The sequence below is a fragment of the Nocardiopsis halotolerans DSM 44410 genome, assembly GCF_000341065.1.
Taxonomy (GTDB): domain Bacteria; phylum Actinomycetota; class Actinomycetes; order Streptosporangiales; family Streptosporangiaceae; genus Nocardiopsis; species Nocardiopsis halotolerans.
The window spans coordinates 1-13,971 of sequence record NZ_ANAX01000282.1 but is presented as its reverse complement, the minus strand read 5'-3'; the positions used below and the strand labels follow the sequence as shown (position 1 = coordinate 13,971).

The 13,971-nt window shown below is 72.6% G+C and carries 12 protein-coding genes and 1 pseudogene; 8 read left to right on the top strand and 5 right to left on the bottom strand.

Annotation, left to right across the window (positions count from 1 at the left end):
- Positions 1 to 341: 341 nt before the first annotated feature.
- The 3 genes from D455_RS0121175 to D455_RS0121165 form a co-directional block, all read right to left on the bottom strand.
- The gene (locus tag D455_RS0121175) at positions 342 to 659 is read right to left on the bottom strand and encodes an AzlD domain-containing protein (RefSeq protein ID WP_017572688.1); all 318 of its coding nucleotides are present in this window, start codon (positions 657 to 659) and stop codon (positions 342 to 344) included.
- Positions 656 to 1,387, bottom strand: a complete 732-nt coding sequence (locus D455_RS0121170) for an AzlC family ABC transporter permease (protein ID WP_017572687.1) — start codon at positions 1,385 to 1,387, stop codon at positions 656 to 658. The genes D455_RS0121175 and D455_RS0121170 overlap by 4 nt, the downstream gene beginning before the upstream one ends.
- Positions 1,388 to 1,494: 107 nt before the next feature.
- Complete coding sequence (locus D455_RS0121165; protein ID WP_017572686.1) at positions 1,495 to 2,352, bottom strand: AraC family transcriptional regulator; 858 nt, start codon at positions 2,350 to 2,352, stop codon at positions 1,495 to 1,497.
- A 316-nt stretch (positions 2,353 to 2,668) separates the two neighbouring features.
- On the opposite strand from D455_RS0121165, the gene D455_RS0121160 reads away from it, so the two are divergent.
- From D455_RS0121160 to D455_RS0121150, 3 genes are all read left to right on the top strand, one after another.
- Positions 2,669 to 3,106: a GNAT family N-acetyltransferase gene (locus D455_RS0121160; protein WP_017572685.1), complete on the top strand. Its 438-nt coding sequence runs from the start codon at positions 2,669 to 2,671 to the stop codon at positions 3,104 to 3,106.
- Between the two features lie 146 nt (positions 3,107 to 3,252).
- Positions 3,253 to 3,924, top strand: coding sequence for a PaaI family thioesterase (locus D455_RS0121155; RefSeq protein WP_017572684.1), 672 nt, complete (start codon positions 3,253 to 3,255; stop codon positions 3,922 to 3,924).
- Positions 3,925 to 4,225: 301 nt separating this feature from the next.
- Positions 4,226 to 4,528, top strand: a complete 303-nt coding sequence (locus D455_RS0121150; protein WP_017572683.1) for a chorismate mutase — start codon at positions 4,226 to 4,228, stop codon at positions 4,526 to 4,528.
- 247 nt (positions 4,529 to 4,775) lie between these two features.
- On the opposite strand, the gene D455_RS0121145 is transcribed toward D455_RS0121150, so the two are convergent.
- Positions 4,776 to 6,038 (bottom strand): endonuclease/exonuclease/phosphatase family protein, encoded by a 1,263-nt coding sequence (locus tag D455_RS0121145; RefSeq protein ID WP_017572682.1) that lies wholly within the window; start codon positions 6,036 to 6,038, stop codon positions 4,776 to 4,778.
- 331 nt (positions 6,039 to 6,369) lie between these two features.
- Here D455_RS0121145 and D455_RS0121140 point away from each other — a divergent pair, with 331 nt between their 5' ends.
- Positions 6,370 to 8,610 (top strand): rhamnogalacturonan lyase family protein, encoded by a 2,241-nt coding sequence (locus tag D455_RS0121140; RefSeq protein ID WP_017572681.1) that lies wholly within the window; start codon positions 6,370 to 6,372, stop codon positions 8,608 to 8,610.
- 411 nt (positions 8,611 to 9,021) lie between these two features.
- On the opposite strand, the gene D455_RS0121130 is transcribed toward D455_RS0121140, so the two are convergent.
- Positions 9,022 to 10,383 (bottom strand): glutamine synthetase family protein, encoded by a 1,362-nt coding sequence (locus D455_RS0121130; protein WP_026122846.1) that lies wholly within the window; start codon positions 10,381 to 10,383, stop codon positions 9,022 to 9,024.
- Between the two features lie 355 nt (positions 10,384 to 10,738).
- On the opposite strand from D455_RS0121130, the gene D455_RS0121125 reads away from it, so the two are divergent.
- The 4 genes and pseudogenes from D455_RS0121125 to D455_RS34905 form a co-directional block, all read left to right on the top strand.
- On the top strand, positions 10,739 to 11,347 hold the full coding sequence (locus tag D455_RS0121125) for an RNA polymerase sigma factor (RefSeq protein WP_017572678.1): 609 nt from the start codon (positions 10,739 to 10,741) through the stop codon (positions 11,345 to 11,347).
- Positions 11,344 to 12,369: a hypothetical protein gene (locus D455_RS0121120; protein WP_017572677.1), complete on the top strand. Its 1,026-nt coding sequence runs from the start codon at positions 11,344 to 11,346 to the stop codon at positions 12,367 to 12,369. Before D455_RS0121125 ends, D455_RS0121120 begins: the two co-directional genes overlap by 4 nt.
- A gap of 446 nt (positions 12,370 to 12,815) precedes the next feature.
- On the top strand, positions 12,816 to 13,769 hold the full coding sequence (locus D455_RS0121115) for a GNAT family N-acetyltransferase (RefSeq protein ID WP_017572676.1): 954 nt from the start codon (positions 12,816 to 12,818) through the stop codon (positions 13,767 to 13,769).
- Positions 13,770 to 13,784: 15 nt separating this feature from the next.
- Positions 13,785 to 13,971: pseudogene (locus D455_RS34905) on the top strand (hypothetical protein); the annotation flags it as partial.

Genomic DNA, 13,971 nt, shown 5'->3' with positions numbered 1-13,971 from the left:
GCTTCGAGCCTCACCGGCTCGCGCGTGCTCCGGGTGCCGTCCACCCGGAGGGGCCGTCACGGGGAACCACGTGTCGGTTTCCGCGGCGGCGTTCTGCTTCCTTCCCACGGGACGGGGACATGCACCGCCCGTCCGCTCCCGCGTGCCGGGACGGGTGTGCCATGGCCCAGACGGGCCGACGGGGCCGCGTGGACCGGACGGGGTTCCGCGGGCCCGGCGGGGGACGCCCCGCCGGGGTCGACAGACCGGTACACCGTGCACGGGCCACGCACCTTCCCCACCCAAGGAAACCGCAGTGCGACGGCCTTCGGTAGGGGGCTGTGGACAACCCCCGACGGTCCTCAGCCGACACCGAGGGCGCGCAGCCCCGCCGTGGTCACCGCCGCCGCGATGATCACGACGAGGAAGGGGGCGCGCAGCACCAGGGCCAGGACGGCGGCGCCCAGACCGCCCATCCGCGCGGTGTCCCAGGCCAGCGCCTGGCCCTCCCCGCGCAGCGCCTCCACCGCGATCAGCGCGGCGAGCAGGGCGATCGGCACGGCGGTCGCGAACCGCCGCAGCCACGGGTCGTCGAGGAGCCGCCGGGGTGCGGCCAGGCCCGCGTACTTGAGCAGGTAGCAGCCCGCGGCGGTGACGATGATCGTGATCCACAGGGTCATGGCCGGACCTCCCCGGAGTCCGTTCCGGAGCCGGAGGCGGCCCCTGAGGGTTCACGTGACGGTGACGCGGGCGGGGCTCCGTCCTCGGCGTCGGGGCCGAGGAGCGCGACGAGCGCGGCCGAGGCGGCCAGCAGCACCGGGACGCCCGAGGGAAGGAGCGGGGTGGTGGCCAGGGCCAGGCCCGCGCCCAGGGCCGCGATCAGCCACGTGCGACCGCCGCCCTCACGCAGGCGGGGCCACAGCAGCCCCAGGAAGATCGCCGGGCCCACCGCGTCGAGCCCGAACGCGTCCATGTCGCTGACGCGCTCGGTGGCCAGGGAGCCCGCCAGCGTCGTGGCCACCCAGAAGGTTCCCAGCACCGCGTAGGTCGCCACGAACGCGGTGCGCGCCGACTCGCGGTCGGGCTGGATCAGCGTCGAGGCCGTGGTCTCGTCGATCACACCGTGCGCCGCCAGCGCCCGACGCGCGCCCCGCCAGCCGAGCACGTCCGCCAGGCGCAGCCCGTACAGGGTGTTGCGGGCCCCCAGGAGCAGCGCACCCGCCGACCCCGCGACGAGGCTGCCGCCACCGGCGATCACACCGACCAGGGCGAACTGGGAGGCCCCGGTGAACATGAACAGGCTCATGAAGACCGACTGCGCCGGGGACAACCCGGCGGCCACCGCCGCGGTACCGAACGCCAGACCGGCGGCGCCCACGGCGACGCCGATCCCCATGCTGTCGCGCACGGCGGGTGTGCGCAGGAGAGAAAGGGATTTCACGCGCCCCACGCTAGGAGGGCCGACCACGCGGGGTCTTGAACGTTCTTGCCGCCTCGGGGACGGGACCGGGCTGCTCAGGGGGTGAGCAGGGCGCGCTGGTAGGCGCCGGGCGGAACTCCCAGGTGGCGCTTGAAGTGCCGGGTCAGGTGCGGCTGGTCGGCGAAACCCACCTCGGCGGCGACCTCGCCCACCGGGCGGCCGGAGGCGAGCAGGGACCGGGCCCGGTCCACCCGCAGTTGGTTGAGGTAGGCGTGCGGAGGAAGGCCGTGGACCGCGCGGAAGGCCCGGGACAGCGCGAACGGGCCGATGCCCAGCCCGAGGGCGAGTTCCTCCAGGGTCGGCGGGTCCACCAGGCGCTCGGCCAGGATCCGCCGGGCCTGCTCCACCTCGGGGCGGGCGGTGCGCGGCGTCGGCCCGGCTCCCCGTTCGCGGCCGTGGGAGCGCAGCAGCATGCCCAGGCCCCGACGGGCCAGGGAGGAGGAGGCCAGCCGGTCGCCGTGTTCGGCGGCCACGTGCGCGCTGGCCAGCACCCGGGCGGCCTCGGGGGCGTGGATACCGGACTCGGTGAACGCCGGGGTTCCGCGCATGCCCAGTTCCCGTGCGATGCCCGCCACCACCCCGGGGGAGGGGTAGAAGACACGGTAGCTCCAGCCCTCGGGGACTCCGGCGTGGCCGGTGTGCACCTCCCCGGGGGAGACGACCGCCAGTCCACCCGGTCCCACGCGGGCCCGGCCCCGCGCGTGCGCGTACTCCTCGATGCCGCCGGTGATCACGCCGATGGTGTAGGTGGGGTGGGTGTGGCGGGTGAAGGAGGTGGTGATGAAGTGCGCGGTGAGCAGTTCGGTTTCGGGCAGCCCGGAGAAGCGCCAGTACCGCGCGCGCTCGGCGCGGGGGTCCTCGACACGGGGATGAACGTCGCTGGGCATGCCCATGGCTCCAGGGTACGGAGTTCCACCTCGGATCCCGCCACGGGTGGTCCCGACGGGCGGTCGGCGCGGGGTCGGTCGCCGGCACCGGGGACGCCGCGGAACCGCCGTGCCCCCGGTCGCTTCCGGAACCGCGTGAACCGGTGTCCCGCGGCGGGAGAACCGGCGTCCCCCGGAGGGAGCGGCCCGCCATGGGCCAGGGCGCGTGCGTCCGGGGAGGCGACCTTCGGCCGGGGTGGTGGAGGGCGGTGAAGGGGACGGGTGCCGTGGCCGGAGGGGGCCGTGGCGGGAGCGGTACCGCCACGCGGCTAACCTTCCGAGGATGACTACGATCGAGATCCGCCCGGCACGGGACGAGCGCGACCGTGCCGCGGTGTTCGTCATCCGGGGAGCCGTGTTCGTCGCCGAACAGCAGGTGCCCGTCGAGGAGGAGTGGGACGCCCGCGACGCCACCGCCGACCACCTCCTCGCCCTGGACGGAGGCGTTCCCGTGGGCACGGTCCGTCTCGTGGACCAGGGGGACGGCGCGGGTCTCCTCGGCCGTCTGGCGGTCCTGCCCAAGGGACGCGGCACCGGTACCGGTGCCGCGCTGGTGCGCGCGGTGGAGGAGCGGGCCCGCGAGCGCGGATTCGCCAGGGTGGAGCTGCACGCGCAGACGCACGCGTTGGGTTTCTACGCCCGACTCGGCTACACCGCCCATGGCGAGGAGTTCCTGGACGCCGGGATTCCGCACCTGCACATGGCGCGTGACCTGGTCTGACGCCGTCGCGAGTGCTTCCTGTCTCCGCGTGGTGTGACAGGGAGCGCACCGCCCGGTCCGATCGCGCCGGAATACTACCGAGTAGGATTCGGTTTGACGGTGGTGCCCCCAACCACCCGCGCACACGCCGATCCGACGAGGAACACATGACGGTCAACACGCAGCCGGTCACCGAGCGCCCCGATCCCCGCGCCTTCGGACTCCCGGTGGTCGAGCAGGCCCAGATCCCCTCAGAACTGCGTTCCCTCGTGGCCCGCGTCCACGACCTCATCGACGCCGTCGCCAACACCGAGGCCGACACCGACACCCTCGCCCGGGCCGCGGCCACCGTCGAGGGCGTCACCGACGGGCTCAACGTCTCCCGCCGTCAGATCGGCACCATGGTCAAGCGCGACCTCCAGAGCGGGGACGCCGAGTTCGGCACCATCACCAACATCGTCGCCGGTGACACCAGCCCTGTCGCACCGCCGCTCTCCCTGGAGCGCACCCCCGAGGGTCTGAGCGGCGAGGTCACCCTCAACACCATCTACCAGGGCCCGCCCGGACTCGTGCACGGCGGCTGGATCGCGGCACTGCTCGACCAGGCCGTCGGCAGCGTCTCCGCGATCGAGACCTCCCCCGGACTCACCGCCAAGCTGGAGGTGAACTACCGCAGACCCACGCCGCTGTTCACCCCGCTGGAGGTCACCGCGCGGGTGGACCGGGTGGAGGGCCGCAAGGTCTTCGTCTCCGGCCGGATCCACGCCCACGGCGAGGTCACCGCGGAGGCCACCGCCCTCATGATCCGGGTCGAGGCGCCCGAGGCGCAGGAGGACTGACGGCGGGTGGACGCCCCCGTACCGTGTGGCGCCCTCGCCGCCGGATTCGGTAGGATCACCGTCATGACCCACCGCTATCGCGTGTTTAGCCAGCCGACGTCCCCGTCGGCCGCTCGCACGTAGGCGGAACAACCAGGGGTCGTCGGCAACGGAGCACCAGGGCAGCAGCCCGGTGCTCCCTTCGTTTCTCCAGGCGGCCGACGCCCCACCACACGCTCTCCACGCACATCGCGTGCGGGGACGTACGGCCGCACCGCGTCCAGGCCGTCACCGGCCCGTTCCCACACGAGGGAGAGTCACCGTGTCCGAGCACCACCCCGCCCCCGCCTCCCCCGAGGAGCAGATCCACCAACTGCGCGGGCGCATCGACCAGATGGACGCCGCGCTCGCCGAACTCCTCGAACGCCGCGCCCTCGTGGCCGCCCAGGTGCAGCGGCTCAAGCCGGTGGGCTACTTCGAGGGACGCGACACGCGGCGGGAGCGCGAACTGGTCGAGCGCATGAGCGCCCACGCCCCGCGTCTGGGGGCCGAGCGCCTCGCCGCCATCATGGACAGTGTCATCAGCGCCGGGCTGGCCGCCGCCCAGGAGGAGGCCGCCCGCTAGCGCGGTGGCCGAAAGGCCCACCGGACCGCCTCGACCTGTGCTGATCTTGTACTTGTAGCGAGCCTCGGCGCCTTGCTGTCAAGCGGCTGTTGGAACGAGGAACTTGTTGGGAGCCCCGGCCGGGGCGGCCCAGCCCAGAGTCTGACGGGTGCGGCCGTCGAGCTCGGCGGCCACCCCGTCCGACTCCTTCTGCGACCAATCACGAAAGTCCGTGCTGGAGCGGGGAGAATACTGGCGCAGCAACCCGTTAGGGCCGGACCAGGTCCACCCACACCAGCCGGTGGTCGGAACTGGGGAAGGGGCGGTCACCGGTCAGACGGAACAGCGGGTCGTCCACGGTCGGCCAGAACACCCCCGAGGCACGGGCCGTGAGGGTCCGTGAGGGCAGTACGTAGTCCACCCGCAGGTTGCCCGGACCGGACTCGTCCCGGAAGTCGGCGCTGTCCAGGGACGGATCGCCCGCGTGCGCCCCGTCGGCCGCGTCCCGGCGCTGGGCCGCGCCCCTGCCGCCCTGGCTGGCGGGACGCACGTCGGTGATTGCGGGATGCTCCAGGAGCCGGGTGATGGCGTCGGGGTGGCTGTCGCCGTTCACGGGGTCGGCGTTCAGGTCCCCGGCGATGACGAACGGGGCACCGGCGGGCAGGCCGCCGCGCTTCCCCCGGTCGTCGTAGACGTAGGAGCCCGCGCCCGGGGTGACGTAGTCGGCCCAGAAGCGGATCTCGTCGTGGTTGCGCGCGACGTTGCGCCGCTCCGGACCGTCGAAGGCGGGCGGAGTGGGATGGCTGGCCAGGAGGTGGATCGGGCGGCTCCCGCCCGTGTCGACGGGCAGGTCCCAGTGGCTCTTGGAGGACAGCCGCAGGACCTCCAGGGCCTCGGGGGAGTAGTGGGGCCCGCCGGTCTCCGGGTCGGTGGGCAGCAGCGCGCCCGGCATGTCCACCCACCGGAAGGTTTGGAAGGTGCGCACCCGCTCGGTGAGGATCGGGTACATCGAGTACACGACCATCCCGTACTGGCCGGGGAAGAGCCCGTAGCCGAAGGCGTCCCCGGCGTAACCGGGGCCGCCGGGCTCGGTCACCGCCTCGCCGTCGCCGTCGAGGTCCACGCCCGAGGCCACCCCGGTGTTGACGGGCGCGGTGTACACGTACGGGTAACGGATGGCCTCGGCGCCGTTCCGCCCCACGGACAGGTAGTTGTCCTGGAACAGGCGGGGTCCGGACCCGCCGTGGTCGAACTCGTTGACCAGCAGGACGTCGGGGCGCACGCGTTGGATGATCTCGGCGACGTTGCGCGCCTGCACGCTGTCGGGTGTGGCCAGCTCCTCGGCGAGCATCCCCTGTGCGGGGCGCTCCAGCGCGGCGTTGAACGTCGCGAACCGCACCTCGTGCGGCCCCGGCGGTCCGGGAACCGACGCGGACACCCCGGCGGTCGCGGGTGTCGCGACCAGGGCGGACGCGGCCAGGACCAGGGTGGCGGTGGAGGCCACCGCCGTCGGACGGGAGCGCGGTTTCACGGGTCCATCCTCCCAGCGGGGAGCGGGGAGCGGGGAGCGGGGAGCGGGGGAGCCCGGAACCTTCCTCCGCACCGGCGCGGTGTCCTGTCTTGAAACGTTTCATCCCCAACTGCTCCGTTTCCCCACCTCCCGGACCAAAGGAGAGTGGACGTCCTGTGTCATCTGGAGATCGGATGTTCCGCGCGGACGTAAATCGGTTTAGGAACAGCCGTTGTCGGGTCGCTACCCCTCGTGTTACGTTCCTGTTGTTTCCGGGAGCGCTCCCACTACGTCGACGCATCCAGGCCGCCGCGACACGTCGGTGCCGGATGCTGTGAGGAGTGTCCTTCCCATGCCCCCCGTCCCCCCTGCCGCCCGTCATCGGACACGGCGCGGCGCCTCCCTCGCGACCGCCCTCGCCACGGGCGCCGCACTCGTCGCCGCGGCGTCCGGTCCCGCCTCCGCCGCCGCTGGCTGCGAGGTCGACTACACCATCCAGAACCAGTGGAACAGCGGTTTCACCGCCGCCGTGTCGGTCACCAACCTCGGTGATCCCGTCGACGGCTGGACCGTGGAGTGGGACTTCACCGCGGGCGAGCGCGTCACCAGCGGCTGGAACGGCGAGTTCTCCGGTTCCGGCGACCGCGTCAGCGTGGGCGACGCCGGATGGAACGCCGCCATCGCCACCGGCGCCTCGGTCAGCTTCGGATTCAACGGCTCACACGACGGCACCCCCGAGGTCCCCGATTCCTTCACCCTCAACGGCACCGTCTGCACCGGCGAAGCCGAGGAACCCCCCGGCGAGGAACCGCCCGACGACGAGGACCCGCCCACCACCGGGGAGGGGCGCCAGGTCGAGGAGTTGGGCCGCGGCCTGGTGAGCGTGCACGGCCCGCGGGGCAACCTGGTGAGCTGGCGCCTGTCGGCCACCGACTCCGAGGACGTCGCCTTCAACGTCTACCGCGGTTCCACGCGCATCAACCCGGAACCCCTCACCGGTGCCACCTCATACCTGGACGAAGGCGCCCCCGCCGACGCCCGCTACACGGTCCGGCCCGTCGTCGACGGCCGGGAGGGGGAGGATTCCGGGGCCTCCCTGGCGCTGCGCGACGGCTACCTGGACGTCCCCCTGGACGTCCCGTCCGGCGGCAGCGGCCACACCTACGACGCCAACGACGCCAGCGTGGGCGACCTCGACGGTGACGGCGAGTACGAGATCGTCCTGAAGTGGCAACCCACCAACGCCAGGGACAACTCCCAGTCGGGCCACACCGGCCCCGTACTGCTCGACGCCTACGAACTCAGCGGCGAGCGGCTCTGGCGGATCGACCTGGGACCCAACATCCGCGCAGGCGCGCACTACACCCAGTTCCAGGTCTACGACTTCGACGGTGACGGGCGGGCCGAGGTCGCCGTGAAGACGGCTGACGGCACCGTCGACGGCACCGGCCGGGTCATCGGCGACGCCGGTGCCGACCACCGCAACGGTGACGGCTACGTCCTGAGCGGGCCGGAGTTCCTCACCATGTTCGACGGCCGCAGCGGGGCCGAACTGGACTCGGTGGACTACGTGCCCGGGCGCGGCGACGTCTGCGACTGGGGCGACTGCTACGGCAACCGGGTGGACCGGTTCCTCGCGGGCGTGGCCTACCTGGACGGCCAGCGGCCCAGTCTGATCATGGCGCGCGGCTACTACACCCGTTCGGTCATCGCGGCCTGGGACTGGCGCGACGGACGCTTCACCCGACGCTGGGTCTTCGACAGCGACGACGCCGGGTCGGAGTGGGCCGGACAGGGCAACCACCAGCTGAGTATCGCCGACGCCGACGGCGACGGCCGTGACGAGGTCATGTACGGCTCGATGGCCGTCGACGACGACGGCAGCGGTATGTGGACCACCGGTTACGGCCACGGGGACGCCATGCACGTGGGCGACCTGCTGCCCGGCCGCCCCGGACTGGAGGTCTTCACGATCACCGAGCGCACGGGAGGCGCGGCGGGCGCCTACGTGGCCGACGCCGCCACCGGCGATGTGCTCTGGCGCAGGCCCACCGCCAGCGGTGAGGAGGGGCCCGGACGGGGTGTGGCCGCGGACGTGTGGCCGGGCAACCCGGGCGCGGAGTTCTGGGTATCCGGGGGCGGCGTCAGCGGCGTGTACGACGCCGAGGGTGACCGTCTGGGCGTTCGCTCGCCCTCCTCGACGAACTTCGTGGTCTGGTGGGACGGAGACCCGCTGCGGGAACTGCTGGACGGCACCCGCGTCGACGAGTACGGGACCGGGGGTGACACCCGGCTGCTGACCGGCTCCGGGGTGGCATCCAACAACGGCACCAAGTCCACACCGGCGCTGAGCGGCGACATCCTCGGTGACTGGCGTGAGGAGGTCGTCTGGCGCACCGAGGACAACCGGGCGCTGCGGATCTACTCAACGCCCGTCCCGACCGACCTGCGGATGCCCACCCTGATGCACGACACCCAGTACCGGGTGGCCGTCGCCTGGCAGAACACCGCCTACAACCAGCCGCCGCACCCGAGCTTCTTCGTCGGGGACGGCATGGAGCCCGCTCCCTGGCCGGAGGTGTACACGCCCTGAGCACGGGTGGATCCGCACGCCGGTCACCGGGGCGCGGATGACGGCGGACGGCGGGGCCGTCTCGGAACGCAGGCCCTTCCCTGGAACCTCGTCCCGGGAGGGGCCTTTGCTCTCCGTGCGGTGCCTCCGGGCCTCACAGGTACTTCCGCGGAAGGTCGCCCGCCTGGAGTCCGGCGAAGGTGACCATCCGCATGCCGGGGCGGGTGAGCACCGCCCCGCCGCGCGGAGCGGCTCCCACGTCCGGAACCGGCACCTCGGTCACCTGGAGGCCGACCGCCGCGAGTGGACCGCCCTCCTGGAGGCCGTGAAGGGCTCCACCCTCTGAGCCCTCCGAAACGCCCCCGAGACGCACCGAGCCCCCCTCCCCGGACGCCCGGGGAGGGGGGCTCGAAGTCCCGTGCCCTCACGGGGTCACAGGGTCGGCAGGTACCGCTGCAACTCGTACGGGGTGACCTGGCGGCGGTAGGAGTTCCACTCCGCCTTCTTGTTGCGCAGGAAGAAGTCGAAGACGTGCTCGCCCAGCGTCTCGGCGACCAGCTCGCTGTTCTCCATGATCCGCAGGGCCTCGTCCAGGCTCTGGGGGAGGGGCCGGATACCCAGCGCGCGGCGCTCGGCGTCGGTCAGGGCCCAGACGTCGTCCTCCGCGCCGGGGGGCAGCTCGTAGCCCTCCTCGATTCCCTTCAACCCGGCGGCCAGGATCACGGCGTAGGTCAGGTAGGGGTTGCAGGAGGTGTCCAGGGACCGGATCTCGATCCGGCTGGAGTTGGACTTGCCCGGCTTGTACATCGGCACGCGGACCAGCGCCGAACGGTTGTTGTGGCCCCAGCAGATGTAGGCGGGGGCCTCGCCGCCCATACCGGCGGAGGCCGCCGGGTCGTCCCACAGGCGCTTGTAGGAGTTCACCCACTGGTTGGTGACGGCCGTGATCTCGTCGGCGTGCCGGAGCAGGCCCGCTATGAACCCGCGGCCGACCTTGGACAGCTGGAAGTCCGCGCCCGGCTCGTAGAAGGCGTTCCGGTCGCCCTCGAACAGCGACAGGTGCGTGTGCATGCCCGAACCCGGGTACTGCGTGAACGGCTTGGGCATGAACGTGGCGTACACGTCCTGCTCCATCGCCACCTCCTTCATCACGAGCCGGAAGGTCATGATGTTGTCGGCGGTGGTCAGCGCGTCGGCGTAGCGGAGGTCGATCTCCTGCTGCCCCGGCCCGGCCTCGTGGTGGCTGAACTCCACGGAGATGCCCATGGCCTCCAGCATGTTGATGGCGTTGCGCCGGAAGTCGTGAGCGCTGTTGTGCGGCGTGTGGTCGAAGTAGCCGCCCGAGTCGTTGGGCTCGGGGAACTCGCCCAGCTCGGGCATCTTCTTGAGCAGGTAGAACTCGATCTCGGGGTGGGTGTAGAACGTGAACCCCAGGTCGGAGGCCTTGCCGAGCTGGCGCTTGAGGACGTGGCGCGGGTCCGCGGGCGAGGGCGAACCGTCCGGCATGAGGATGTCGCAGTACATGCGTGCCGTGCCGTGCGGCTCGTTGCGCCAGGGCAGGACCTGGAAGGTGGCGGGGTCGGGCTGGGCCAGCATGTCGGCCTCGTAGACGCGCGCGAACCCCTCGATGGCCGAGCCGTCGAAACCGATGCCCTCGGAGAAGGCCGCCTCCAGCTCGGCGGGAGCGACCGCCACGGACTTGAGGTATCCGAGCACGTCGGTGAACCACAGCCTCACGAACCGGATGTCGCGCTCCTCCAACGTGCGGAGCACGAATTCCTGCTGTCGATTCAAGATCCACCTTCCTCGATGCCGGTCGGTGCCCGCGTCCCGTCCCAGCGTGTGCGGGGTCGGAGTGGACACAGTGTCCCAGGACCAGTGTGCCGTGCGGATATTTCCGGGGTATTTCCGTACACGCCAACCAGCCTGCCCGGTCCCTCCCGCCGCACACGCATTATCGCCCGTGACCGGGGCTTTCGTGTCATCGCTCCGCGGCGGTTCCGAGGCTCGCGGTCCCCGTCACACGTACCGGAGAAGGCCGTCACCGCCCCGGTCCGCGGACCTCCCGGGGCCGGACCCGTAACGCCGTGCGGGGTCCGGACATGTGTGGTGTGTAGGACGCACCACCAACGAGGAGAGAGGGCGCACGTTGCCCCGTCAACACCCGGCGCGGTCACGGGAACGGTCCGTCGCCCGGTTCGAGGAGCTCTACGAGTCCGCGTTCGGCGACGTTCTCGGCTACCTGTTACGCCGTACGGAGGACCCGGACCACGCCGCCGACCTGGTAGCCGACGTGTTCACGGCGGTCTGGGCCCGGATCGACGACGTTCCGTCCGGTGACCAGGCACGTCCGTGGGTGTTCGGTGTGGCGCGCAACGTGCTCGCCAACCACCGGCGCGGCGCACGCCGCCGCAACGCGCTGGCCGCCCGCCTGAGAGCCGACCTGAGCGGGGTCACCGTCACCCCGCCCGAGGAACGCGACTCCGGTCTGGGCGAGGTCGGGAAGGTGTTCCGTGCCCTGCCCGAACGGGACCGGGAGATCCTCTCCCTCGCGGGCTGGGAGCAGCTCGACGCGGGACAGATCGCGGTCGTCCTGGGCTGCGCACGGGGAACGGCCCGCGTGCGCCTGCACCGCGCCCGCGGACGGTTCGCCAGGGCCCTGCGCAAGGCGGGTCTGGAGACCGGAACCCGTACCTCCTCCTCGGCCGTCACCCCGCACCCGCAACGTTCCACGTCCCTGAGAGGAGCGGATCGATGAATCACGACCCGATCGACCGCGTGGTGGCCGGACTCCGCCCCGAGGTGGACGCGTCCCACCAGCTCGACCCCGCGGCCCCCGCCGCGCGCGAGCTGCGTTCACTGATCACCACCCAGAGTCAGGAGACCACCATGGCACTGTCCCCCCGCAGGAAGCGCCTGATCCTCGCGGCACCGGTCGCGGCGGCCCTCGCCGTGGGCGGGGTCGCGGCCACCGCGCTGCTCGCCCCCGCCGACGACGGGGGTTCCGTCCTTCCGGTCGGCCCGGAGCCCGCCGCCGCCGACGTGCTGGACGTCAGTGTCGAGGAGGGCGTGGTGGTGGCCGAGGTGCTCGATCCCACCGCCGACGCCGAGGCGTACGCGGCCGAGTTCGCCGAGCACGGCCTCGACGTCACGCTGCGTTTCGTCCCGGCCTCGCCCACCGTCGTGGGCAACCTCGTCTACCTCGACGGCAACATGGCGGGCGAGGGTACCGACGAGCGCGACGTGGAGATCGTGACCTCGCCGGGGGAGTGCACCTCCCAGGGCGGGGGCTGCCCCGTGGGCGTGCGCATCCCGGAGGACTACGGCAACCCGGTCGAGGTGGTCTTCGGCAGGGAGCCCGGGGAGGGGGAGCTCTACGAGAGCGTGAACGCCGCCACCGCACCGGGCGAGGCCCTGGAGGGCATGGAGCCCGTGGGGATGACCGTCGGCGAGCTGCGCGACGCCCTCGCCGGGATCGACCAGGAGATCGCCGCCTTCCGCAAGCCGGTCCAGGAGCCCTGCGACGGGTCGGCGAACGGCACGGACGCCCCCGACGCCGACGGGGAGCCCGCCTCCACCGACTCCGAGGAGGACGAGCCGCGGGACCGGCCGTCCCGCGGGCCGAACGACCCCCCGGAGGCCTCGGGGGACGGGGTCTGCGGCCGGATGGTGGAACTCACCGAGGACGAGGTCGGTGACGGCGACGTGGTCGCGGAGGTGTCGCTGTACGCGCCCGGCGAGGTGAGCGTGATCGTGGAGGGCGAGACCGAGCTGTTCTGACCGGTCCGATCGGCCCGACCGGCCTGGCTGTTCGGGGCGGCCCGGTATGGAAAGCCCTGTTCTGCGAGGGGCGGGCGCGTGCCCACGCGCCCGCCCCTCCGGCGTTGTCCACAGGCGTGAACCGCCCGGTTCTCCGGGTTCACCGTCCGGGCATTCCCGGGAATGGGGGCCTCGGCCGGGTTCCCCGCCCAGCCACGCGCCCCGGTCCGCCGTGTGTGCCGCCACCATGACGACGCGCGTCCCGGGAGAACCCGGGAGGCCCCGAACGGCCCCGGGCGCGCCGGGCCCCGGCTTCCGCGCTCGGGGCGGCGACACGCATTCCACGCGTGGTCCGTCCCGGAGGGTCCGGTTCCCTCGCGGCCGGTCGCGGGGCTCGGCTGGAGGCGACGGGAGGGCCCCGGAAAAGAACTCGACAGCCGTACGGCGCCCTGGCACAGTGACGCACCATGACGAGCCTCGAACTGGTGACCGCCGCGGACGTGCGACTCATGCAGGACCTGGCCCAGCGCGTCACCGCCACCCGCCCGGAGCTGGTGAACAGCGACGCGACGTTCGGTGAGCTGGCCTGGAACTGGGGCGCGGGGCACGCCGTCAGCGGCGCGAGCTGGCCCCGCCGGCTGTGGTTCTCCGGCGGGGACCTCGTGGCGTGGGGCTGGGCCCGCCTCCCGCGCACGGTGCGGCTCAGCGACGGGTCGGTGAAGGACGTCACCAGTGCCTACCTGGCCTACCAGGTCCACCCCGACCACGCCGGGCTGGTCGACGAGGTGATCGACTGGTACGACGCCACGGCGGCGGGCGTCGAACGTACGGTGCTGCCGAGCGCCGCCGACGAGGCCGCCCTGGAGCGGTGGGCGGCGCACGGTTACGTGACCGACCCGTCCTCGCTCGGCGACACCGGGTCCTGGACCCAGCTCAACGAGCGTGACCTCACCGACGTGGAACAGCCGGTGCTGCCGGACGGGTTCCGGTTCCGCACCGCCGACGAGGCGGGGCCGGAGGCCGCGGTGCGGGCCCACCTGGACGCCTGGGCCCCCTCGGCGTACACGATCGAGGCCTACCAGGGTGTCCGCCGGACGGCGGGGTACCGCGGTGACCTGCACATCCTGGCGGAGGCGCCGGACGGGACGATGGCGTCCTCGACGATCATGTGGCTCGACGAGGTGAACGGGACCGCCGAGTTCGAGCCGGTCGGCACGCACCCGGACTACCGGCGTCGGGGACTGGCGAGGGCGATGCTCCTGTACGGGATGCGCCTGGTGCGGGAGGCCGGGGCCACCCACGCGACGGTCGCCTGCCTGGGCGCTCCGGGGCATCCCCAGGCGCGCGAGCTCTACTACGGGGTCGGGTTCCGGAGGTTCACGCGGGACGCACCGCTCGTCAGACCCGCGACCGCGGACTGAGGACCGGTCGTCCTGGTGGCCCGCTGGCGGGGTCGCGTCGGACCGGGTGACGGCCCGCGACGCCGGTCTCCCCGGACCCGTTCGGTCACCACCCGTGTCCGGTACGTCGGCCCCGTCGGCGGAACCCGCCACGCCACCGGGGCCGACGCCGCACGCCACGGCGTCAGCGCGGTGACCGGGGCACCGACCCTGCCCGTCCGCC

Coding starts and splice junctions, on each gene's coding strand:
- D455_RS0121140 (WP_017572681.1), top strand. CDS start 6,370: ATGCCCCCCGTCCCCCCTGCCGCCCGTCATCGGACACGGCGCGGCGCC.
- D455_RS0121175 (WP_017572688.1), bottom strand. CDS start 659: ATGACCCTGTGGATCACGATCATCGTCACCGCCGCGGGCTGCTACCTG.
- D455_RS0121155 (WP_017572684.1), top strand. CDS start 3,253: ATGACGGTCAACACGCAGCCGGTCACCGAGCGCCCCGATCCCCGCGCC.
- D455_RS0121160 (WP_017572685.1), top strand. CDS start 2,669: ATGACTACGATCGAGATCCGCCCGGCACGGGACGAGCGCGACCGTGCC.
- D455_RS0121115 (WP_017572676.1), top strand. CDS start 12,816: ATGACGAGCCTCGAACTGGTGACCGCCGCGGACGTGCGACTCATGCAG.
- D455_RS0121165 (WP_017572686.1), bottom strand. CDS start 2,352: ATGGGCATGCCCAGCGACGTTCATCCCCGTGTCGAGGACCCCCGCGCC.
- D455_RS0121120 (WP_017572677.1), top strand. CDS start 11,344: ATGAATCACGACCCGATCGACCGCGTGGTGGCCGGACTCCGCCCCGAG.